Annotated in this window: 16 protein-coding genes; 6 read left to right on the top strand and 10 right to left on the bottom strand. The window is 63.3% G+C overall.

The window, feature by feature from the left end; translation table 11 throughout:
- Positions 1-126: 126 nt before the first annotated feature.
- The gene (locus tag WFK95_RS24425) at positions 127-1032 is read left to right on the top strand and encodes an LLM class flavin-dependent oxidoreductase (protein WP_336672271.1); all 906 of its coding nucleotides are present in this window, start codon (positions 127-129) and stop codon (positions 1030-1032) included.
- Between the two features lie 138 nt (positions 1033-1170).
- Here the strand turns inward: WFK95_RS24425 and WFK95_RS24420 are convergent, their stop codons facing one another.
- The 7 genes from WFK95_RS24420 to WFK95_RS24390 all read right to left on the bottom strand — a co-directional run bounded on the left by WFK95_RS24420 (position 1171) and on the right by WFK95_RS24390 (position 10255).
- Positions 1171-2331: a PucR family transcriptional regulator gene (locus WFK95_RS24420; protein ID WP_158645186.1), complete on the bottom strand. Its 1161-nt coding sequence runs from the start codon at positions 2329-2331 to the stop codon at positions 1171-1173.
- 357 nt (positions 2332-2688) lie between these two features.
- On the bottom strand, positions 2689-3849 hold the full coding sequence (locus WFK95_RS24415) for an acyl-CoA dehydrogenase family protein (protein ID WP_006368939.1): 1161 nt from the start codon (positions 3847-3849) through the stop codon (positions 2689-2691).
- A 5-nt stretch (positions 3850-3854) separates the two neighbouring features.
- On the bottom strand, positions 3855-5684 hold the full coding sequence (locus WFK95_RS24410; RefSeq protein ID WP_035727433.1) for a CocE/NonD family hydrolase: 1830 nt from the start codon (positions 5682-5684) through the stop codon (positions 3855-3857).
- Positions 5685-5747: 63 nt separating this feature from the next.
- On the bottom strand, positions 5748-6518 hold the full coding sequence (locus tag WFK95_RS24405; protein WP_006368937.1) for an enoyl-CoA hydratase-related protein: 771 nt from the start codon (positions 6516-6518) through the stop codon (positions 5748-5750).
- Positions 6519-6541: 23 nt separating this feature from the next.
- Positions 6542-8209: a long-chain-fatty-acid--CoA ligase gene (locus WFK95_RS24400; protein ID WP_006368936.1), complete on the bottom strand. Its 1668-nt coding sequence runs from the start codon at positions 8207-8209 to the stop codon at positions 6542-6544.
- A gap of 13 nt (positions 8210-8222) precedes the next feature.
- Positions 8223-9404 carry a thiolase family protein gene (locus WFK95_RS24395; RefSeq protein WP_006368935.1) on the bottom strand — a complete coding sequence of 394 codons (1182 nt, stop codon included), beginning with the start codon at positions 9402-9404 and terminating at the stop codon, positions 8223-8225.
- A gap of 5 nt (positions 9405-9409) precedes the next feature.
- Positions 9410-10255, bottom strand: a complete 846-nt coding sequence (locus WFK95_RS24390) for a CoA transferase (protein ID WP_006368934.1) — start codon at positions 10253-10255, stop codon at positions 9410-9412.
- Positions 10256-10348: 93 nt separating this feature from the next.
- Here WFK95_RS24390 and WFK95_RS24385 point away from each other — a divergent pair, with 93 nt between their 5' ends.
- Positions 10349-10957, top strand: a complete 609-nt coding sequence (locus tag WFK95_RS24385; RefSeq protein ID WP_006368933.1) for a TetR/AcrR family transcriptional regulator — start codon at positions 10349-10351, stop codon at positions 10955-10957.
- A gap of 150 nt (positions 10958-11107) precedes the next feature.
- Positions 11108-11866, top strand: coding sequence for an SDR family NAD(P)-dependent oxidoreductase (locus WFK95_RS24380; RefSeq protein ID WP_006368932.1), 759 nt, complete (start codon positions 11108-11110; stop codon positions 11864-11866).
- A gap of 94 nt (positions 11867-11960) precedes the next feature.
- Here WFK95_RS24380 and WFK95_RS24375 read toward each other — a convergent pair whose 3' ends face one another.
- The gene (locus tag WFK95_RS24375) at positions 11961-13574 is read right to left on the bottom strand and encodes a sigma-54-dependent Fis family transcriptional regulator (protein ID WP_035727429.1); all 1614 of its coding nucleotides are present in this window, start codon (positions 13572-13574) and stop codon (positions 11961-11963) included.
- 147 nt (positions 13575-13721) lie between these two features.
- Positions 13722-15239 (bottom strand): aldehyde dehydrogenase family protein, encoded by a 1518-nt coding sequence (locus tag WFK95_RS24370; protein WP_006368930.1) that lies wholly within the window; start codon positions 15237-15239, stop codon positions 13722-13724.
- Positions 15240-15407: 168 nt separating this feature from the next.
- On the opposite strand from WFK95_RS24370, the gene WFK95_RS24365 reads away from it, so the two are divergent.
- The 3 genes from WFK95_RS24365 (at position 15408) to WFK95_RS24355 (ending at position 21641) form a co-directional block, all read left to right on the top strand.
- A complete protein-coding gene (locus WFK95_RS24365) occupies positions 15408-16961 on the top strand; it encodes a GMC family oxidoreductase (protein WP_006368929.1) in 1554 nt (517 codons plus the stop codon).
- Positions 16962-17680: 719 nt separating this feature from the next.
- Positions 17681-18640: a hypothetical protein gene (locus WFK95_RS24360; protein ID WP_138944086.1), complete on the top strand. Its 960-nt coding sequence runs from the start codon at positions 17681-17683 to the stop codon at positions 18638-18640.
- A 208-nt stretch (positions 18641-18848) separates the two neighbouring features.
- A complete protein-coding gene (locus WFK95_RS24355) occupies positions 18849-21641 on the top strand; it encodes an ATP-dependent DNA helicase (RefSeq protein WP_231706769.1) in 2793 nt (930 codons plus the stop codon).
- An 84-nt stretch (positions 21642-21725) separates the two neighbouring features.
- Here the strand turns inward: WFK95_RS24355 and WFK95_RS24350 are convergent, their stop codons facing one another.
- Positions 21726-22778, bottom strand: coding sequence for a serine/threonine protein kinase (locus tag WFK95_RS24350; RefSeq protein ID WP_128646662.1), 1053 nt, complete (start codon positions 22776-22778; stop codon positions 21726-21728).
- Between the last annotated feature and the right edge of the window lie 241 nt (positions 22779-23019).

The following is a 23019-nucleotide window of genomic DNA, read 5'->3' as shown; positions in this document are numbered from 1 at the left end:
CCACATCATCACGGAACTCTTTCGGATAAGGCTTAGGCACAGTAGTCATCCTTCCAGGCCGCCCTCCCGGGGCAAGCCAGATCAGATGTCACCTAACCGTGCACCAGTCCCAAGTTCCATGCGCCGCTGCTCGCTATGGGCTTGTTTGCGGTGACTGATCACATCGGAGTGATCACGACGCTGCACACCACACACCATAAGCCCGCGCACGCCGCGCGAATGGGCGCCACACTCGACGCCTTTAGTGGCGGCCGCTGGGGTTGGAACGTCGTGACAGGGTTCGGCGACCCTGAGGCGCGCTTGTTCGGTGATGAGAACCTGGTTGAGCATGACCGCCGCTACGCCATGGCGGGCGAGTTCGTCGAGGTTGTCAAGCGTCTCTGGGCGGACGAGGAAGCTGTGGACTTCGAGGGCGACTATTACCGCGTTGACGGCCGAATCAAGGCGCCCCGCCCGCTCCAGCGTCCACACCCACTCCTCGTGAGCGCTGGCGGGTCACCGGCTGGTATGGCCTTTGCCGCTCGACATTGCGACCAACTCGTCGTTGCCGGCAACAGCCTAGACAAGGTGCGAGAGACCGGACATCGCGTCGAATCCGTACTTGAGAGCGTCGGGCGTGCAGCTCCGCTAGGTACGACTCCGTTCGCCATAGTCATTGTTCGCGAGGAAGAGGGCGAGGCTGAGGAGACCTACGAACGGCTCACGAGGTCGCTCAACGAGGACGCAACGATGGAGTTGGCCGCCGATATCCTGGGCGGAATCGACTCTGTTCGCGCGCTGTTCGAGGAACAAGGGTCTGAGGCAGCTGCGCGGGCGTGGGGCAGTGGTCAGGGGATACTCAAGATTTTCGGCACCAGCGAGCAGGTGGCAAGGCAACTGATCGCTCTCAAACAGCACACCGCCACATCGAACGTGCTCGTCAACTTCCCGTTGTGGAATCCAGCCGAGGTTCGGGCCTTCGCGCCCGTGCTCGATCACTTGCGAGAAGAAGGGATCTGGAGCCCGCCCAGCGAGCGGAACTACTCCTGGTGATCGAGCGGGTGGACGGCATCGTGCGCGGAAACTCGGGGGCGCGGTCGTTGACGGGTCCGGAATGATCGGCCTCTCGCGCACGGTTCTCACGCGGTAAGAGCAGTCGCGGACTCGTCCAAAAGGCTGCGCCGCCGCCGGTTATTCGCTTCGAAGGGCCGATGAGGCGGCAAGTACCCACGTGAGCTCAATGATCGTCTCAGTCTCGTCGAGTGAGCACTCGGTGAGTTCCTCGAACCGGCTCAGCCGGTATCGGAGGGTGTTCCTGTGGACGGGGATGCTGGCCGCTGCTCGCGCAGCGTTCCGGTCGTGATTGAGCCAGGCCTGAAGCGCCTCGATGATGAGCTCTCCGAACGCGCCATGCTCGCGCAAGGGAACTAGATATCGACGGTCGAGGAACGCGTTGAGGGCGTATTGCGCCGGCACCGCGACCCGCCAGCTGACCGATTCGAGGCTGTGTACGCCAGCCGTTGAGCCGACGGCGGCGAGGATGTCCCGCGCGATGACGTACGAGCTGTTGAGGGAACTGAGTGGTCGTGGCGGACCAACCGCGACAGGCATTCGTGACGATCCGGGTGGCGACGTGGTGAATCCGATGAGGCCGCCCGCGCCGGGAACTAGCATCGTTACCGATTCGCTGGCACCGGCGTTCGCCGTGCAGTCGTCAATCAGCCGAGTCGCGATGCCCTCTAACGCGTATTGCGGGACGGCAGCGACACAGATTACGTGCACGAGTGCGTCGTGATCGATGTGGAATTCGGCGCATCCAAGCCAAATATCGTGCACGGGAAGGCTGCCCGCGAGGAGGCCAGTCACCCACCGCCTACGACGTTGTTGTTCGAGCTTCGGCTGTCCGAGTGTTACATAGCGGCGGTACGTTTCGGTCGCCTGGTTGGAGAACGAGTCACTCAATCCCCACAGCAGTTGTGAGAGCTCGAGTACCGTGCCGACCGCAACGCCATGCGCGGGGGCACGATCGGCGATCCAGTGCTGGATCCCCGTGATGACGGAGCGGAATCCAGCCATGACATCGTGAAAGTCCGCACCTTGCAGTAGCTTCTCGAGAGTCGCGTGATCGGCCCCGACAATCTCGCCGCTTGGCGGTTCGCTGCCCCGGATCAAGACCGGGGCAGCGAACCGCAGGATCCGTTCGACACAGGCGGTGATCGACTCGTCGGACACCGACCGGTACGCAGGCACCTCGGCACGCAGGCGGTGGGCGCTCCCGCGGAGGAACGACTCACTTGAAACGAGGTCGTCGAGCAAAGCGACCACTCCACGGAATGACGTTTCCGCAGCCACCGCGGTAGCGCCTGGTTGCTCCTTACAGAGGATCCTTGTCATCATCGGACCGTTGGAGGACGGCCACGCGACGAGTCTGGCGTCGAGAAAATCGTCGGTCGAGGCTCGCTATCCGTTGTCTTCAAGACGCGATCGCTGAGGTCGTTCATGTCGCTGCGCTCGTACATCTCGCCAAGTCCCCGAAGTACTCCGAGCCGCAGGCCGAAGTGCCCGGCCGAACCCAAGATGCAGATCATGGCGGTTGCTCCCTTCGTGAGCCGGGAACAAGTAGTTGCGGCTCAGACATAGCGCTTCGGTCGACGAGACTTCGCGAAACTCACAAGGATGGTTCTCCATGCTGCGGCTCTTGCTGCTCGTCTAGAGCGACCTTCCGATGAGCTCCTTCATGATCTCGCTGGTTCCGCCATAGATCGTCTGGACCCGAGCGTCGGCGTACATCCTGGCGATCGGATACTCGAGGATGTAGCCGTAGCCGCCGAACAGTTGGAGGCACCGATCGATGACCTCCTTCTGCTTCTCGGTCGCCCACAGCTTCGCCATCGAGGCGGTTGCGGGATCCAGTCGGCCCGCGATCTGCTCGCCGATGCAATGGTCGATGAGTGTCTTGCCGGCCAGGACGTCGGCCTTGCATTCGGAGAGGACGAATCTGGTGTTCTGGAATTGCATCAGTGGCTTGCCGAAAGCCTTGCGCTCTTTGGCATACGCGATAGTCCGGGCGACCGCGGTCTCGGCTGCTGCGATCGCGCCGACTGCAATGATGAGTCGCTCCCGCTGCAACTGGTTCATTAGCTGATAGAAGCCCTGGCCCTCGACGCCTCCTAGGAGGTTGGCCGCGGGGACGCGCATATCGGTGAATGCCAGTTCTCTGGTGTCCTGTCCGTGCTGTCCTATCTTATCTAGGATTCGGCCGCGTTCAAAGCCGTCCAGGTCCTTGGTCTCGGCGACGAAAAGGGAAATTCCCTTTGCCCCCTGACTGGGATCGGTCTTGGCGACAATGATGAGAAGGTCGCAGTGGGTGGCGTTCGAGATGAAGGTCTTCGATCCGTTGATCAGGTAGTCGTCGCCCTGTCGGACGGCGGTCGTGCGAACAGCCTGCAGGTCAGACCCTGTCCCCGGTTCGGTCATCGCAATGGCGAGAACCGCCTCGCCCGTGGCGCATCTGGGCAGCCACCGCTTCCTCTGCTCTGCGGTGGCGTACGAATTGATGTAGTGCGCCACGATGGTCGAGTGCACGGCGAAGCCCATTGCACTGTCGCCGGCGCCGACCAGCTCCTGCTGGACGACGGACTCATGCCCGAAGTTGCCACCGGCACCGCCGAATTCCTCGGGCACATCGAGGCAGAGCAGACCCGCCGCGCCGGCCTTGTTCCAGACGTCACGGTCGACCTGGTGCTGCTGGGCCCAGCGCTCTTCGTGCGGAGTCACTTCTTTGGCGACGAACGCGGCGGCATGCACCCGAAGGGCTGCCTGGTCATCGGACTCCCAAGGGGCGCGATAGTTGGGGAACAGTTCGGACATCGTTTCTATACCTCCCAGATTCGATCGACAACGAGGTCATCCCCGACGCGAACCTTTGCGTGTGCTGTGAGCTTTCCGCCCACAAACTCAGAATGCACGCTTCCTTCGATGGTCCGGCCATTCGCCAACCGCACCGTCGCCGCGTGATCGAAGGTCAGTCGCGCCATACTCGGCGCGAGATTATTGACCTCGGCAAAATCACGCGTTGACGACTCATAGACATGGGCTTCGTCGAATGTTCTCACCGCGACGTCGGCGCCGGAGAGCATCTCAACCCCGTCGAGGATCAGGTCGCGCCCGATCTTCCACACCGGCGCGGCACTGATGATGCCGTCCGGCAGGGCGGTCGGGGGCGGCGGAAGTGTTGTCGGCACCCCGGCGCCGGGGTCGATTGTCAGCAAGTGCTGGCGGAGTCCCTGAACCTCCAGAACGGAGCTGGAGCCATCCGCTTGCACGGCCGGCAGGACGTGGGGAAAGTCGCTGCTGGAAACGACGATGCGAATCCGGTGCCCGGCGGGCACCTGGTACGCGGTCGGCGCCAACGTGACGCGCCACTGACCGGCGCCGCCGGTAATGGGGGCGATGCCCGTCGTGATCAGATGCGAACTACCGTCCGGGGCCACGTCGGCAACGCGCACGACGATACGATCGCTGGTCGTCCCCTCCCCTGTCACGACGTCGGCGGTCGGCGCTCCGATGATGACTGTGTCCTCGGTGAGCTCCTCGCCATCGATGGCCACGGCCCGCCGGTCGTCCTCCTGCTCATCCAAGGGCAGCCCGTAACCGAACGTGGGGATGTACCACGTCCCCGACTGTGTGCCCGCGACGGCGTCGCTCACCGACACCGCCGGCCAGTGTGGCGGCGCGGAGGCGCCATCGTCGGGAGCGGGGATCAATTCGCTCGAGGTGGCCGCGTCAAAGACGACACTTCGACTTTCTGCCGGGGGCCACGCCGTGTACTCGCGCCAGGATTGCGCGCTTCCCTGCACAAACACGGTCGCACCGTCGGCGTCGAACTCCGGTTCCGCTTTGTCGCGGAGCCAACGGTCCCACCAACGGAGCATCAGCTCGCGATGCTCCGCAGGCGCAATCGGAGAGGCGCTGGGCTCGACGTGCATCCACGGCCCCGCCACGAGATGCTTCCGTGTCGGGATCGCTTCGTAGGCGCGCACGCTGCCGGAGCAGAAGAGGTCGCGCCAGCCCGAGAAGCACAGCGCCGGGACGTCCACGAGAGTGGCGTCGATGGCGCGCTCCCCCCAGACCGGATCGTCGGGACCGTGCTGCCAGAAGTCGATGATGTTCGGCGTCTCGTCCAGTCGAGCTCGCCAACTCTCCATCTCGATACTGGTCGGGTTGGTGCGCACGGGTGGCAGAACCTGATCGAGCAGGGTTTTCGTTCCCCATAGACCGGTGGCCATCACACCGCCGCGTACCCCGCTCGGGTTGGCCAGGCCATCGGATCCGTCCGCGGTGAAGAAGATCGGCACTATCGCCTTCAACCCGCGCGGGCGCAGGGCGGCCGTGCGCAGCGTCATGATTCCGCCATAAGACATCCCCCACATGCCGATCGATCCATCGCACCACGGCTGGTCGGCGATCCATTCGATCGCCGCGGCGGCGTCGCGCCCCTCTTGGGGATCCAGCGGGGGCAGCATCGTTCCCGACGATCCGCCGAGGCCCCGAGGATCAATGAAGACCGAGGCGTAGCCGCGCTCGGCGAACCACGTCATCGCGTCCGCATGCGTGACGTGACCGGCCGTATCGCGCCGATAGGGCATCACGGTGACGAGCACCGGAGTCGGTGCGTCACCACTCGGTTTGATCAGGTCGGCCACGACAACACAATCATTGCCTACCGGAATCTGCACGTCGCGGATTAGCTGAGTCGTCATGTTAGATCACTTTCCGTGGAATTCGGGGGTCCGCTTTTCTTCGAAGGCCCGCTGGCCTTCGTGGCAGTCGTCCGAGCGCAGCGCGACGGCGAAGTTGCGCCGCTCGTACTCCAGGCCGTGGGCGAGCGGTGACTCCATCGACACGCGTGCCGCATCCTTCGCGAGTGCGACGGCGAGCGGAGAGTTCGCCGCGATGCGGCCGGCGAGCGCCAGCGCGGCAGTCAGCGCTTCGCCGGCGGGTGCTACCGCGGCCACCAGACCGGCGGCTTCGGCGGCCGCTGCATCCAGCGGATCGCCGCTGAGCAGCATGGCCATCGCTTTGGCCTTGCCAACGGCCCGGATTAGGCGTTGCGTGCCGCCCGCACCCGGGATCACTCCGAGCTTCACCTCCGGCACGGCGAACCGAGCGCCCGCTCCGGCGATGACCGTGTCGCAGGCCAGCGCTAGCTCGCAACCACCGCCGAAGGCTACGCCTTCGACTGCGGCGATCACCGGCTTGCGACACGCGTTAAGCACCTCCCAGGTCGGCCCGCCGCCAGCGTCGAACGACCCCAGGATCGATTCGGCGCGCAATGCGTCGAATGCGTTGATGTCAGCGCCCGCGCAGAACGCCTTCGACGATCCGGTGATGATCACTGCACGCACGGCATCGTCGTCCTTGCACGTTGCCAGGTGCGCGCCGAGCGCATCGAAAACTTCTCGGTTGAGCGCGTTGTAGGCCTTCGGGCGATTCAGGCTCAGCACGGCGACCGCGCCGACGTGCTCGCGGATCACCACTGGCTCTCCGGTAGACGCTGACGTCATTCGGTGACCCCTGTGTACACGTCGGCGTGGTCGACCCGCATGACCTTCTTGTCGAGTTTGCCGACGCTGGTGCGCGGCAGAGCGTCGACGCGAATCACGACGTCGGGCAGCTGCCACTTCGCGAACCGCCCGGCGAGCAGCTCGTGGATCTCCGCGAGGGGCACATCTTCGCCGTCGATCGTGGCGAGCAGCACGACGGGGCGTTCCTGCCACTTCGGGTGCGCGACGCCGATGACGGCCGCCTCCCGCACCCGCGGGTGTGCCACGATCGCGTTCTCCATGTCGATCGACGAGATCCATTCGCCGCCGCTCTTGACCACGTCCTTGAGCCGGTCGACGACCTTAACGTAGCCGTTCGGATGGATGGTCGCGACGTCGCCGCTCCGCCAGAAGCCGTCGATGAACCGCTCGCCGGGAACCTCGTCGAGGTCGTGGTAGCGCTCGGTGATCCACGGGCCGCGGATGAGCAGCTCGCCCTCGGCGACGCCGTCGTGCGGCAGTTCCTCGCCCGAGGGGCCGATGACCTTCAGGTCCACGCCGACGCAGGGGAGTCCCTGGCAGCGCTTGAGGTCCCAGCGCTCATCATCGGTGAGATCCGTGAGGGTCGGCTTGATGCCGCGGTTGACGGCCACGAACGGCGTCGTCTCCGTTGCTCCGTAGGCGTGGATGATGTCGGCGCCGGTGAGCTCGAAGAATCCGCGCATCATGGTCAATGGCGGCTCCGTCGCCCCACAGAGGAGCCGAGCACGGCTGAGGTCGGGCATCGCGTCGAGGGTCTTGATGTAGTCGAGCATGGGACCAAAGATCGCGGGTGCGCCGTTCGCCACGGTCACCTGCTCGGCGATCATCGCGTCGACGAGAACTGCCGTGTCCTCGGCGGTGTACCGGCCGGGGAGGACGACCTTCGCCTGCGCGTACACCGCCGACTGGGGCAGTCCCCAGCTCTGGCCGTGGAACATCGGCGTGATCAGCATGACCGAGTCCGCGGCGTTCATCCCCATGGCGGCCACCTGCGCCATGGTGTGCAGGTAGATGCCCCGGTGCGAGTAGTACACACCCTTCGGCCGGCCGGTGGTTCCCGTGGTGTAACAAGCGCTGTACGTGGACGTCTCGTCGATCACTGGCCAGTCGATCTCGTCGGAGGCCTCAGCCATGAGATCCTCGAAGAAGACCGCGTTCGGCAGGCCGGGATCCACCTCGGACGAGGGCCGGTCGGTCATCACGACCCAGGTCGTGATGCCGGGTGCGTGTGGAGCGAGTTCGCGGGCGACCGGGAGCAGGGACTCGTCGACCAGCACGACGGAGGCGCCGCTGTGGGTGGCGACGTAGCCGAGGTCCGCCGGCGAGAGGCGCAGGTTCATCTGCAGCATCGCCGCCGCCGTGCCGGGGATGGCCCAGTACAATTCGAAGTGGCGCTTGCTGTTCCAGTCCAGGATGCCGACCACGTCGGCCGGGCCCACGCCGAGTCCGCCGAGCACGTTCGCGGCCCGGCGGATACGACGGTACGCGTCGGCGTAGGTGTAGCGGTCCCAGCCGCCGTCGGGCGTGCGGTAGACGATCTCCTGTTCCGGGTAGGTCCTGGCGGCGTGCCGGATGAGGGTGGTCGTGTTGAGCTGGGTGCTGTCGCCGTGCGTGGACGGCAGCCCCTTGACAATGTCGGTCATGGTGGATGCCCTTCTAGCCGATGCGTTCGATGATGGTGGCGTTCGCGGTTCCGGTGGCCTCGCACACCGTCTGAAGTCCGAAGCGGTCTCCGCGGCGCTCGAGCTCGCAGAGGAGATCGGTCAGCATCCGCGCGCCGGTGGACCCGAGCGGGTGTCCGATGGCGACGGATCCGCCGTTGACGTTGAGCTTGTCGTCGGGGACGTCGAACTCGCGCTGGAACATCAGTGGTACCCCGGCGAAGGCCTCGTTGACCTCGAACAGGTCGATGTCGCTCGCCTCCAGTCCGGATCGGCGCAGCGCTGTGTGGCTGGCCCGCAGGATCGCGGTGAACTGGACGATCGGATCGTCCGCCGCGACGGCGAGCGCGCGGAATCGGGCGCGGGGCCGCAGGCCGTGTTCCTCGGCGAACTCGCGGCTCGCGATCAGGAGAGCGGCGGCGCCGTCGCTGAGCTGCGATGAATTCCCCGCAGTCGTCATCCCGTCCTCGGCGAAGACGGTGCGCAGCGCGGCCACCTTGGCGGGGTCCTGCTCCGCGCGGATCCCTTCGTCGCGGTCGACGAGCGGCGACGTGTCGTCGGCCGGATCTGCGTGGATCGGGACCAGCTGCTCTCGGAATCGGCCTGCGGCGGTGGCTGTGGCCGCCCGCTCGTGGCTGCGGATCCCGAACTCGTCGAGTTCGGCGCGGGTGAATCCGAACTGCTTGTTCATCAGTTCGGACGAGAGGCCCTGTGCCATGAGACCGCCGTCGTACCGCGCCAGCTCACGCGGACTGTACTGCGGTCCGAGGGGCGCGCCCGGGGTCATCGACGGTGGCATGGGGACCTGGGACATCGACTCGACGCCGCACGCGATGACCAGATCGTGCGTGCCGGCCATCACGGCCTGCGCCGCGAAGCTGACGGCCTGCTGGCCCGAGCCGCACTGCCGGTCGACTGTCACCGCCGGAACCGTCTCGGGGAGGCCTGCGGCGAGGACCGCGTGCCGTCCGAGGTTCCCCGTCTGCTGTTCGAATTGGAGCACGCATCCCGCGATGACGTCCTCGATTAAGGCCGGGTCGATCGCCGCTCGCTGGACCAGTTCGGCGATGGTGGCTCCGAGCAGGTCGACGGGGTGCCAACCGCTGAGGATGCCGTTGCGTCGACCGACGGGCGTGCGTACCGCGCCGACGATCACTGCTTCGTTGTTCGCTGCCATGGAAGTTACCTGCTCCTTTGTGCGGTGCGCGCGCCGCGCACCTCCGTGATGGGTACATCGATCCGAGCTGCCAGCTCGAGCCACTCGTCGACGCTGCGCCGCTCGAACGCCGCCGCGATACCGGCGTGGTCCTCGGCGCCGAGCGCGGTCACGAGCCTGGCGCGGAAGTGCGGCTCGATCGCAGCGACGGCCACGTGACCGTCGGCCGCGCGGTACACGCCGTACGCGGGGTCCGCACCGCCCAGGGGTGCCCCGTCGCCGAGCAGCCCGTGCCGTACGGCCGCGCCCGCATCGGCGGCCGCGTCATCGAGGACGACGCGACGGACAGCGCCCGCCCCGGTCCGGTCGCGCTCGCGAAGCGCGAGCAGCACCTCTGCGACAGCGCGTTCGGCGCCCAGCAGATCCACGACCGGCACCGTCGGCATGACGCCGGGAACCACCATGCCGTACGCCGCCTGATAGGTCAGGTCGTGCCCGGCTTCGTCGGCGCGCTCTCCGTCGTACCCGACGATCTCGACGTGGGAGAGCGCGGGACGCGCGGCGACCGCCGCATCGATCCCGAGCTTGTGAAGCGCAGACGGTCGCATCGCGGTGATCAGTACGTCAGCCGCGTCCAGTTCCGTTTCGAACACCGCACGGCCAGCATCGGTCTTGAGGTCGACTGTAAGGACCGTCTGTCCCTGTGCCAGGGCGTCGTACCAGGAGGGCGTGACAGTCCGCAGCGTATCGCCCGCCGGCCCCTCGATCTTATGAACTTGAGCACCAAGCGCGCACAGCCGCGCTGCTGCAACCGGACCGGGGACATTGACCGCGAGGGTCACTACACGAATACCGGACAGTTCTTGTGTCATGAATCACTCCTCTTGCTATACGCTCGTATAGTAGCTAGTACATATGTATGGGTCAAGCACGGTTTGTATACTCGCGGTCCAAGGAGGCTTGTGATGGGTGAACCCTTCGTTACAGGCGGCGACCTCACGGCTCGGGCGAGGATCCGGAACGCTGCGCTTGACCTCTACGCGGCATCTGGTGAGGACAAAGTGTCGATGCGCGCCGTCGCCGCAGAAGCGGGTGTCGCCGTCGGCCTCGTTCAGCATCACTTCAAGACGAAGGAGGGGCTGCGCCAGGCGGTTGACCAGCTCATCGTTGACTACCACGCGTTGGCGATCGCTGATGCTGCCCCCGACGGTGGATCGGCTGCACAGGTCGCTGCCGCCCGTGATCTCGCCGTCAGCCGGATGTTGCAGTCACATCCATCTGTGGTCAACTACATGCGGCGCGTATTACTCGATCCGTCGGCACCACCGGATGGGCTGTTAGCGCGGCTGACCGACCTGAGTAGACAGCAGGTGATCGCCCTGCGTGACGCGGGAGTGGCCTCCACAGGCCAGCCCGTCGCGGAACAGACCGTCAAACTCATGGTCCGCCAACTGGGGCGAATCTTCCTGCAGCCCATGGTCGACGCGATGTGGACACAACTTGCGGATGCAGAACACCTATCCGCGGACCAACCGGCATTGACAGTTGAGGCTGCTGTCCATCTAGGTTCGTGACCTGGGCGAGCCTGGCCTCGCCCGACTGCTCGTCGAACCTGCTTCCCCGGAATCGCTCGATGGTCCCGGGGCATTGAACTCGTACCTCACTGGTGAGGTGCGCCGCACTCGCATTTTCGGCGAGTGCTCCACTACAGAAGGGAATCAGCCATGGACGTCTCCGGCTCCTCCGTCATCGTCACCGGTGGCGCATCCGGCCTCGGCGCCGCCACCGCGAAGCGCTTCGCCGATGCCGGCGCCACCGTCTTCGGCCTCGACCTGCAGCCGTCGATCGACAAGGCCGCCCCGGTCGAGAACGTGCACCTCGTCGCGACCGACGTGACCAAGGAGGACGAGGTCCTCGCCGCGATCGCCGAGGCCGTCAAGGCGGGCCCGCTGCGCGTGGCCGTCAACTGCGCCGGCGTCGGCTGGGCGGGCCGCATCCTGTCGAAGAACGGCCCGCACGCGCTGGACCTGTTCCAGACGGTCATCAACATCAACCTGGTCGGCACGTTCAACGTGATGCGCCTGGCGGCCGACCAGATGAGCAAGCAGGAGGCCGTCGACGAGCAGGGCTCCCGCGGCCTCATCGTCAACACCGCGTCGGTCGCGGCGTTCGAGGGTCAGATCGGCCAGATCGCCTACACCGCGTCCAAGGGCGGCGTGCACGCCATGACCATCACCGCCGCGCGCGACCTGGCGCAGTTCGGCATCCGCGTGAACACCATCGCCCCCGGCACCATCAACACCCCGATGCTGGCCGGCGTGACCCCGGAGTTCAAGAAGACCCTCGAGGCGGGCATCCCGTTCCCGTCGCGCCTGGGCGAGCCGAGCGAGTACGCGCAGCTGGCCTACTTCCTCGCCGAGCACGACTACATCAACGGCGAGACGATCCGCATGGATGGCGCGCTGCGGATGGCGCCGCGCTAGATCTGCAGTTCCTCCGCCGGCGTCGCCCCGACCGCGTCCGACAGGACGAGGAGCGGGGCGACGTCACCGTCATGTCCATCAGTACCGCTTGTACCTAGATTCCGATCTTGAGCGCTCGCATACGGGCGTAAAGCGTCGTGCGGCTGATCCCGAGATCCTTCGCTGCGCGTGCCTTGTTGCCGTCGTGGACCTTAAGCGCTTCGATGATCGCGATCCGCTCCGCTCGTTCGCGTCCTGCCAGGTTCCGAGTTCGAGTAGTTGTCCGGTAGGCCTGGGGGAGATCTCGCACGGTTACGTCGCCGCTGTTTCGTCGTTTCAGTACGTCAACCATCACTGCGCGCAGTTCGTGCAAATTTCCGGGCCAAGCTCTCGTTGCGAGTGCTTCGATCACGCTCGGGAGCAGGCGGATGTCGGCCTGCGGCTCGATGTCCTTTACCAAATGCATTGCCAGCGATTCGATTTCGCCCGTGCGATCCTGCAGGTCGATGAGCTCTCGTTGCTCGACGACCATCGATGCGAGTGCCAGGTGTGGCCCCTGCAGGTCTCGCACAGGACATGAGGTCAGGACGATCGCGTGGCCCGCAGAGACCACGTCGACGACTAGCGGAATCAGTGAGCAGGGGAGAAGGTCGATGTTCTCCAGACCCACAGTCGCGTCGCTTGCGAGGATCTCCTGCAGGCGGCTGGCCCAGGCGCGTTCACCGAACGTCACCGCGTCCGCTGAATCGAGGAAGAGCGCACCCGGCCGCAGTCTGCGAGCTTCCGTGGTGCGGCCTGTTCCTGCGGTGCCATGGATCAGTACAGGCCCCATCTGAATGGCCGCGCTATCCGTGGCGTGGGCTTGTGAGGTCACCGACTGGGGTGGCGTCTCGGTGCGATTGAACCGGAAGAGTGTGCCGTCTGTAGTGCCGTCGATTCGGGTGAGGTGAACATCCACCTCGAGGCCGGAGCTCAGGCGCACTCTGGTGTGCCGGTCCGAGCTACAGTCGAGCTCTGCGGCAAGCAATCTCATCGATGCGTAGTCGCCGGGCGAAAGCAGATCGACCGCAGCCTTGTTCGTCAGAACGACATCGTCACCGAATGCGGCCAGGGCCCGATTGCGAAGAGTGGACTCGGCTTGAAAAGCTCGCATCAACAGTCGCTCTGAGGTGCCGGCCAGATCGACGAGGCGTAGTTGGATGTCCTCGACGGCTCGCACGAGAAAAGGGGCCAGGAGCGGGTTGGCATCGCCTGTCGTGCAGCTGATATCGAGGACGCCCTCTATGCGGCGGGATACCGGGCTGATGATCGGGTGTCCGTAGCACGAGTAGGGCTTGAATGGTTCGATGTAGTGTTCCTCGCCGTTGATCGCGATTCCGCGGCGGATCTCGAGCGTTGTGCCTATAGCGTTCGTGCCGATCACCTCCTCGGCGCCAGTCGCGCCCGGGCGGATACCCAGATCGTCGAGGACGGCCTCAAGTCTGCGATCGGCAAACCAGCGATACACGATGCGTCCCTGACGGTCGGCCAAAATTAGGTTGTATCGGGTGTCAATCAGTCTTTCTGCAAGCTGGTCGAGCACAGGAACCGCGGCCCGGAGCAGCCGGCTGGTGGGGTCAATGTCGATGTCCGGGTTGGCGAGTCGAGGGCCCGCGGTTGCGACGCCACTGAGTATCGAACGGTGCCAGGACATAGCGATCTCCGGGCGTTCCGGTGAGGAGACGCTCATCACACAAGCATAGGCGTGTCTTCGAGTTCGGAAGGTCAATTCGCGAATCGGGCCGCGAAACTGGATGATGCGGGGGCGCCGCTCTGGCCCACGACCGGCGGCAGCGCAGGACGTGGGCCAGAGGAATCGATCGAACAGCAGGTGCGCTCAGCCCAGGAGTGCTGGCGGCGGCAAAACGAGGCCGAAGCCTCGCTTCGTCCAGTCGTTGTCCTTGGCCTGGTGGACTGTCTTCACCTGTGTGTACTCAGCGAGGGCGTTCGGGCCGACCTCGCGTCCGATGCCACTCTGCTTGTATCCGCCAAACGGGTTTAGCGGGAAGCCCGCGTGCCAGTCGTTGACCCACACGGTGCCGGCCTCAAGCTGGTTCGCCACGTCCAACGCGCGTTCGGGCGAACCCCAGACGCCGGCGGCGAGGCCGTAGTCCGAATCGTTGGCGATTTCGATGGCTTCCTCGACGGTGTTGTAGGGAATTACCACGAGGACGGGACCGAAGACCTCTTCGCGGGCGATCCGCATTCGATTGTTGACGCCAGTGAGGATGGTGGGAGCGACCCAGGCGCCGTTGGCGAAATCGGGGCCGCCCGGCACGGTGCCTTGATACGCGAGGTTTGCGCCTTCCCGCAGTCCGATTTCGATGTAGTCGGTGACCCGCTTCAATTGGTCCAGTGAGGCGACGGGCCCCATATCGCTGGCCGGATCGTTCGGATCGCCGATCCGGATGTCTTTTGCGCGGGACACGAGTCGCTCAACGATCTCGTCGTGACGTTCGGCCGGCACGAGAAGCCTGGTGCCAGATTCGCAGACCTGGCCTGCGAACATCAGGAAGGCGTAGAGCGAACCGTCGATCGCCATGTCCAGGTTTGCGTCGTCGAGAATCACGTTCGGCCCCTTACCGCCAAGCTCAAGCGTGACTCGTTTCAGGTTGTCCGAGGCGGCCTTGTGGACCAACTTCCCGACGGCTGTCGAGCCCGTGAACGCGATCTTCCGTACATCAGGATGGCTACTCAGATGGGCTCCGACTGTCTCGCCCGGCCCTGTGATGACGTTGAGGACCCCGGGCGGAAGGCCGGCGTCTTCAGCGGATTTCGCCAGTTCGAGCAGAGTGAGGGGGGTGTTCTCATCGCACTTCAGGACAAACGTATTGCCTGCCGCGAGTGCGGGGCCAACCTTCCACCCCGCGAGAACCAGCGGAAAGTTGAACGGCACAATTCCTGCGCAGACCCCGATCGGTTCTCGCCGAAGGACGGCACGCACGTCTTCGGTCTCGGGAACGAGTGGATTGGGCTCTTCAGGCTGGAATGCTCGGGCCAGGTTTGCGAAGAACCGGAGGTTGGCTGTGCCGAGTCCAATGTGGAATGCGTTCGCGATACGGACGGTCACCCCGTTCTCTCCGGTGGCGAGCCTCGCCAGTTCAGACGCCTTCGCCTCCATGCTGTCCGCCATACGGTCGAGAACATCGCCACGTTGCTCAGGAGTCATCCGGCGCCACGTGCCCTCCTCATGGGCCGCCTTGGCGGCAGCGACCGCGGCGTCGGCGTGTCGGACCTCGCCAAACGCCACCGTCGCGGTGACATTTCCCGTTGCAGGGGAGCGGACTTCGTACTGTTCGGACGCTTCGATCCATTGCCCGTTGATGAACATGTCGTAGTGCGGCGTGTTGCTCACAAAAACCTCCAAGCGGTCGGAAGACGATCAGGAGTCACGGTAAGAGCGCATCGACCGTGCGATGTGTTCAGTTTCTGAACACTTTCAGAGCTTCGGCTGCTCCTAACGTCAGGCCGACCGAACTCAGGACCGGCAAGGCCGGTTCCGTGTCGAGCCAAAGGAGTAACTATGGAAACCTATGAATACATCGTCGCTGGAGCAGGTTCAGGCGGTTGCGCCGTGGCGGCGCGGCTGGTCGAAGGCGGTGCCAGTGTCCTGCTACTTGAGGCTGGCCCGGCCAATGACACCCCCGAGGTTCAGATCCCGGCAGCGTTCGCCCAGCTGTTCCACAGCGATCGTGACTGGGACTACCGCACCGAGCCGGAACCTACGCTCGACGGACGAACCATCTACCAGCCGCGAGCGAAGACCATGGGCGGCTGCAGCTCGATGAACTGCATGGTGCACCTTCGTGGTTGCAGCGAGGACTACGACAATTGGGCGCAGTACGGCGTCGAGGGGTGGGCGTGGTCCGATGTCGAGCCCTTCTTCGACAAGTCACCTCTCGGATGGCGCGAGTTGCCCTCTCCCGATCCTCTGAGCGAGGCGTTCGTCGAATCGGCAGTCGCGGCGGGCATCCAAGAGAACCCGACGCATTTCGGGCCCAATCTCGACGGCGTGAGCCTCTCCAAGACCACGACGCGTGACGGGCACCGCTACGACGCCGCAACCGCATATCTCGGCCCCCTGAGCAACAACTCGCTGCTCCAGATCGTCACGGGGGCGCTCATTGACAAGGTCATCGTCGAGGACGGAGTCGCCACAGGCGTGCGCTACCTGATCGATGGACAGCCCGTCGAGAGTCGCGCATCGCGCGAAGTCATCGTGAGCGCAGGTGTGTTCGGCACACCCGAGATCCTGCAACGATCCGGTATCGGTCCCGCAGACCACCTGAGCGCTCTCGGGATCACTCCTGTCGCGGACCTTCCGGCGGTAGGTGCAAATCTCATGGATCACCCTATGACGCTGATGAATTGGGAGATCGAAGGCGATCAAGTCGGCCTGTTCGATGCAGACGATCCGTCCTACGTGGCGATGTGGGCCGAGGAGGGGAAGGGGAAACTCACAAGTAACGTGGCCGAGGCCACGGCACACGTACGAACAGAACCAGGCCTTCCGGCACCTGACTTCCAGATCGTGTTCGTGCCGTCCTACTTCCGTGAGCATGGCGCCCAAGTCCACGACAAGCCGGCATTCACTCTGGGGCAGTCCTATTGGACTCCGACCAGCGTCGGAACCGTACTGATCGCGTCGGCTGACCCCCAACGGCGCGCACAAGTGCACCTCAACCTTCTGTCGGATCGGGCTGAGATTGCCGCAATGATCAGGGCAATCCGGCTCAGTAGAGAAATCGTCAGTAGCGGACCCCTTGCCAGCCATGCCGGCGTCGAGCTTTCCCCTGGTCTGCAGATCGACTCCGATGACGACCTCGAGGCGTGGATCCGTGCCAACGTCGAGCACACGTACCATCCTTCGTGCACGGTACGGATGGGTACCGACGGTGCGCTCGACTCACAGCTGCGGGTACGCGGCGTGGCCGGTCTGCGAGTTGCCGATGCGTCGGTGTTTCCGGTCATTCCGCGTGCGAACACCAACATGCCCGCAGTGGTGGTTGGCGAGCGCTGCGCCGACTTCATCATCCGGTCGAAGAAGGCCGCGGAGTCGGTTGCTGCAGCCCGATAGTCACGCTCCGGCGGTAGGTCGGAAGTCCTGGATTCGGCCGTTGCGAACGAAGCAGTGATCCGTCGCACGTAAGAACCTCGTGGTGCAGTCGTCAGAAACGCGACGAGCACCACGAGGTTCTTGCTTTGTGGCAGTCCTCGCGTGACCGTCGTGCCCACCAGCGATTGTCTGGAGCTCGCGCGTGGGCGACTGTCATGCCCGTAACATTCTCTTGAGCGGACCTTCAGGATTGGAGCGCCACGGAGATCGCGCGCCGCGAGTGACCACCGCCGGCGAATGCGCTCATCCCGGTGTTCGCCCTGGTCTATCGTTGGGGGATGGGCCTCGATGAATTCGACTGGCTTCTCGATCGGCCGTCCGACGAACAGAACCAAACCGTCTCGCCATACCGACGCGTCTTCTGACCGTGGCGGATGATGAGTTCTTCGACGGCGTAACCCGCTACCGGCGTGGGTCGAAGCGTGGATGGCGCAATGCCGCGCAACGCATCGTGCCCAGCGAGGCGAAGTACAGCCGAGTGGCGAGAGGTGGACCTTATGGGCCGCGCATTTCGGGGACAATCAGAATCACGACGACTAGCACCGGCCTACGCACCGAAGTCACGCTCTTGTCGGTGTCCCGAATTCGAGCGGAAACCTTCGTCGATCGGTCCGCTACGGAGGTGTTTGAGCGCCTATCCTGACGGCACACGCCACACGGAACCAGGAAGGATGCAGCGCGTGCATCGACGCAACAGCCTGTCTGCCTCATCCGAAGCGTGTTACACCGTGGGCACAGAGGCGCTCGCGGTCACCGTCGCAGAGCTTGAAAGCTCCTGGACAACCGAGCTCATCGCGACGACAGCCTTTCGATGCACGGAATGCGGGACCAAGGTGCACCCGACGGCACTCGGCTCGACCAAGCTTTCGCCGTCGTTTCGTGCGGGCAAGGATCCCGGACACAGCGGCGACTGCTCGAGACGGCCACGTGAGGTCGACGCAGTTGACGATCACGGCGGACCCGGGACGGCCGTCGTACCGACCGAGCTCGTCCTACTTGGTCATGTCGACGATGAACACAGCCAAGGCCAACGGCCCGCGGGCACCGTCGTTTCGCAGCGGCCGGGTCCCGGTGGCCGGCGGCGCCAGGCAGGCAGCGGAGGGACGGACCCCGACGGGCGCCGGCGGGCTCACACGCTCGAACGTATCGTTAACCACTGGCTGGCGTTAGGCAGCAAGGAGGTCCGTGCAAGGCACCCGCTCTCCATTCCCGGCGTTGACCAAAGCAACTACCTGTACTGCTTCAAACAGATTGCGCCATGGGAAGCCAAGATCGCGCGGTCAGCCCCACGGGTGTTCTACGCGCCGCTGCGTTGGCGTGTTGATCCCGTCGAGGACGGCGACGTCCTGACCTTGACCCTGCACGCAGCCAGGCGAGGAAATGCGGCCATCGAGTGCACGATGAAGGTCGACCGGCGGGGCTGGTCTGCTGCTCAGCGTGTCCGCCTCGATCGCGAGGTCAGCTTCGCTGTCCGACGAGCTCGCGAGCTATGGTTCGACTCGAAGGCGAAACACACCGAACAGCAATCGGGTGGCGTGACGATGTTCGCAGTCGCTGAGCAGGACTCCGCCGACACGACGATGTTCACCATTCGAGACCCACGCGTTGTCCACTTCACGGACCGCCCGATCACGCAGTAGCCCACGACACCCGAGATTTGACCCGCTCAACGGGGCAGATACGCGCCCATACACTCGCAGGCCTCGTCACTACCTACCGCGAGGCCTTCCCTGCGGATGCGTCGCTACGAGAGCGGCATCACGAGGAACGTCGGCGCATCGATCACATTTCAGGCGTTTCTACCCAACGCCACCTCCGGAATAGACCAGGATTAGAAGCATCCTAGGCGTGCGTGCAACTCTCGTGCGCCAAATTGCAGGCAGTGAGGTATCTGGATCGATGGCGTCAATCGAAGAGCAGGTCAAGAACTGCGACAGCGTCATATGCGAGAATATTCAGCATGCTAACGGGGACCGCGGTCTACTCGCCCAAAACCTACTCTCCCAGTTGAGGAACCTGGTCGAAGGTCTGATCCTCTGGGCGCACGCCGGCGACGCCAGCACAGAATTCAATTACAACAAGCTCTCAGCGGCGGTCCTCGATGCTAAAGCAAAAGCCAGGTTCCGCCTATTGGCGAGGTTTCATGATCTTCTTCAGTCGAGTGCATCGCACTACACACTCGACAAAGATTCCTCCGAACGCCTGATGCTCAAGTACTACGAGTACCTCATCCGCACAAGGAAACTCGTACACGATGAACTTGGCATCGCGATCCTGAACAATCTAGAACAGTTTCCCATCGATCTTGATCCGTCACTTCGGGAGTATCATGAAAAGATTGCGGAGCGGATCGCAGTCGCGCGCGCTACACCGTCCGAACCTCGTCGGGATCGCTACTACATTCACAGCTCGCGTCCCTTCTTCGCCAAGGGAAACATCTATTACGAAGTAACCTTCTCCGTGGCGCACAATACTTCGAGCAAGTTCGACCGCACGATTGCCTTCACCGACGTCGATATCACCGATCGGTACGCTGCGTATCTCGATCTCGCGACCGATTCGATTGAGGTCCTTGGTCGAAACATGCCGATCCTGATCATTCGCGATTGGGAAGTCTCGATCCGGCCCTGCGAATTCGAAAATTTCGCCAGAATTTTCGGTGCTGCACCACGAATCGAGTCGAGGAACCTCGAGTACCGCAATTTGATGGGATACCTGACTCGAACCCGCTTGAGCCTCCTTGACCTAATGGACATGGGTGATGCGGACTACGCACGTCTCCGCGCCGACATGACTGGCGACTCTGGTCGGAAACCTGTGCTCTTTCCAATTCTCGACGAGGCCCGACAGCACGTCCGGGCAGGCCGTGCCGGGTCCCGAGTGCTGCGGTACCTGATGCTTCGCATGCGCAATCAGATTATCAAGGGGCAGCTTGACTCGGAGCCCAACCCATGGCTGTCGGGGCTTCGCCTCACCTCCCGATCTGCGCCGTTCGACAGGATGCCGTTCTGTACATCTCCCGCCGGTCACGTCCCTGGGTTCGCAGACCTCGCCGCGAGCATCGATCCAACAGGTCGAAAGCATGAGCTTCTCGCACGGCGTGTTAAGAACCTGGTCGAGCAGCACGGCACAATTTACACGCCAGCAGCAGAGTTCGAAGATCTCGGGGACGTCGATGAGTTGATCGCAGCGCACAACGGCCGCCTCCCCTCCATTCCAAGGCACGCACCACGAAAGCTCAAGCACGAGAACGGCCACGTGTTCATCGTTGGATACGAAGACGCCGCAGTGGCAATTATCGAAAAGCTTCAAGAGGCAACCGGTGAAGGCGTCGAGAGACACTCCGATGATGTGAACAAATGGCTCCATACCAATCCAGAAATTATCAATGACCCTGCGAAAGCAGAGGCTCTCACCGCCCTATTCGACGAGTCTAACGTGGCCATAATCACGGGTGCTGCCGGTACAGGCAAATCAACGATGGTCAATCACATAGCCAACTACTTCTCCGCCGAGAGCAAGCTATTTCTAGCGCATACCAACACCGCTGTCGAAAACCTCAAGCGTCGGGTCGACGCTCCGAACACCCAGTTCAGCACGATTGCGAGCCACATCTATAATAGTGGTGTACAGGAGTCCTCGGTTGATGTGTTGGTGATCGACGAATGCAGTGCTATCGACAACGAGAGCATTCTCAAGGTCCTTCAGCAGACATCTTTCGATCTGCTTGTCCTCGTTGGCGACGTCTACCAGATTGAGGCAATCCAGTTTGGAAATTGGTTCAGTCTCGCACGGTCGTATATTCCGAAGAATTCCACTTTCGAGCTCACCAAACCATATCGGACTGACGACGACGCACTTCTTACGTTGTGGAGCCGAGTCCGTGGCCTCGACGACCGCATTGAGGAGTCTCTGTCTAAGAATGGCTACTCGATGGCTCTCGGCGAGGATTTGTTCACTCGTCATAGCGATGATGAGATCGTGCTGTGCTTGAATTATGACGGCCTGTATGGCATTAACAATGTCAACCGCTTCCTTCAGGCCAGCAATCCCGAGAAGGCGGTCACGTGGGGTGAGTCCACGTACAAGGTCGGCGATCCCGTATTGTTCAACGAAACGAACCGTTTCAAGAGAGTCATCTCGAACACCACGAAAGGCACGATAGCGTCCATAGAACGCGTGCCGGGACGAATTACCTTCGACGTAGACCTCAAACGTGACGTCAGCGAGGCTGAAGTATACGGGATAGATCTTCGGAAGGTCGATGACACGATCGTTCAGTTCGATGTGTTCGAGCGAGGCAACAGTGACGAGGACGACGACGTAGTTGAAACCCTCGTCCCTTTCCAGGTTGCGTATGCGGTGTCTATCCACAAGGCTCAGGGGCTTGAGTACGACTCGGTCAAGGTTGTTATCACGGATGCAAATGAGGAGCGTATCTCGCACAGTATCTTCTACACGGCAATCACACGGGCCCGCCGGCAGCTTCGCGTGTTCTGGACGCCAGAGACTCAGCAGAGGATACTGAGCCGCCTGACTGTCAGCGAAAACACGAAAGACGAGAATCTGCTGAAGAGACGGCGGGGGTTGACGCCGGTGGGTAGGCGTCCGCGACGTCAGCAGTCACGGCAGCAGCCGTAGTCTGCTCCAGCAAGTGATGGCGCACACTGCATCGACCCCCAGGATGGATACCGGGGTCTGAGATGTCGTTGGGTGCGTTCCTGTTCAGTTGATTGCGCGGAAAGCACTTCGCAGCGCGGCCGAGAGCGCTCCGCTTCTGACTACGCGGGTGACCCGCGCAATGGCTCGCCCGCTTCGTTGGTGTCGCGCGGCGATGCGAAGACGCCCCGTGCTGCCATGATCGGGTTCGGCACAGACCTCCACCACCGAGGTCCCCTTGGTCCCTTCAAAGCACTGTGTGTGGCCGCTGTGGGGGCGAATGCGCCGCCAACTGCGCGAAGGGCGAACGCGCCCTCCGAGCGCAGCATCAAGCTGGGCAGGGCTGTCGTATCGCTGGCCGGGATCGCGTGCGATTGAGGTGTTGACGACATCACGCAGGCCTTGCGGCACGTGCGGAGCGTGGTCCCAGAGGTCTGGGGTGGCGCGATTCCACAGGTCCGCAAATGTGGAGATATGCCGGTGAGGCTCGTGCCCCGCGATCAGCCAGAAGAGGGTCGCGCCGAGGCTGTAGACGTCGCTCTGTTCGCTGTAGCACCGTTCGTAGCGTGGGTCGCCAGTCATGAATGCGTACACCACCTCAGGCGCCATGGTTGTGGGGGTGCCGGCCGCATCTGCGAAACCGTGGGAGTCCATGAACTGTGCTAGGCCCAGGTCGCCGACGAGGATGTCACCTCGCTCGTCGAGAAACAAGTTGTCGGGCTTGATGTCTCGGTGAACGAGGTTGTGGTCGTGGAGCCGAGAGACCCCTTGACAGGCTTGCCGCGTCCATCCAACCGCGGTGCTGATCTCGACGCCGATCTCGGCCGGTATGCGTGCGGTGAGAGTGCCGTTGTTGGCTACATCGGTAACGATGTACGGAACCCCAGATGCCCAGTCAGCATTTCTCACCGGCAGGATGTATTCGCCTTCTAGTTGCCTCAGCACTTGTGCTTCGGTCCAGACGGAACTGACGGAACCGGGCCTCAAGAACTTCAGCGCGCAGACCTGGCTCATGAACAGGTCGTTGACTTCGAAGACCTCACCGAATGCGCCCGCGCCGAGTCTGCGGATTACCTGGTATCTGCCGGCGATGATTCGAGCGGCAGGGGTGGCGCTCATTGCTTAATCGTAGGCAGTATCGATGGCATGCGAGTGTTGGGTCTTGCCACGAAGGTCAGCGGAACTGCGATCACGGTTTCGGCTGTAGTGCTCGAGGGCGTTATCAGCGGCGGACCGTTGGACCTGACGAGGGGACTGGTGCACGGTTAGGTGACATCTGATCTGGCTTGCCCCGGGAGGGCGGCCTGGAAGGATGACTACTGTGCCTAAGCCTTATCCGAAAGAGTTCCGTGATGATGTG

The sequence above is a fragment of the Tsukamurella sp. USMM236 genome, assembly GCF_037148755.1.
GTDB lineage: Bacteria > Actinomycetota > Actinomycetes > Mycobacteriales > Mycobacteriaceae > Tsukamurella.
Note: the sequence above shows the minus strand (reverse complement) of the source record. Positions and strands in the feature narration are given on the sequence as shown.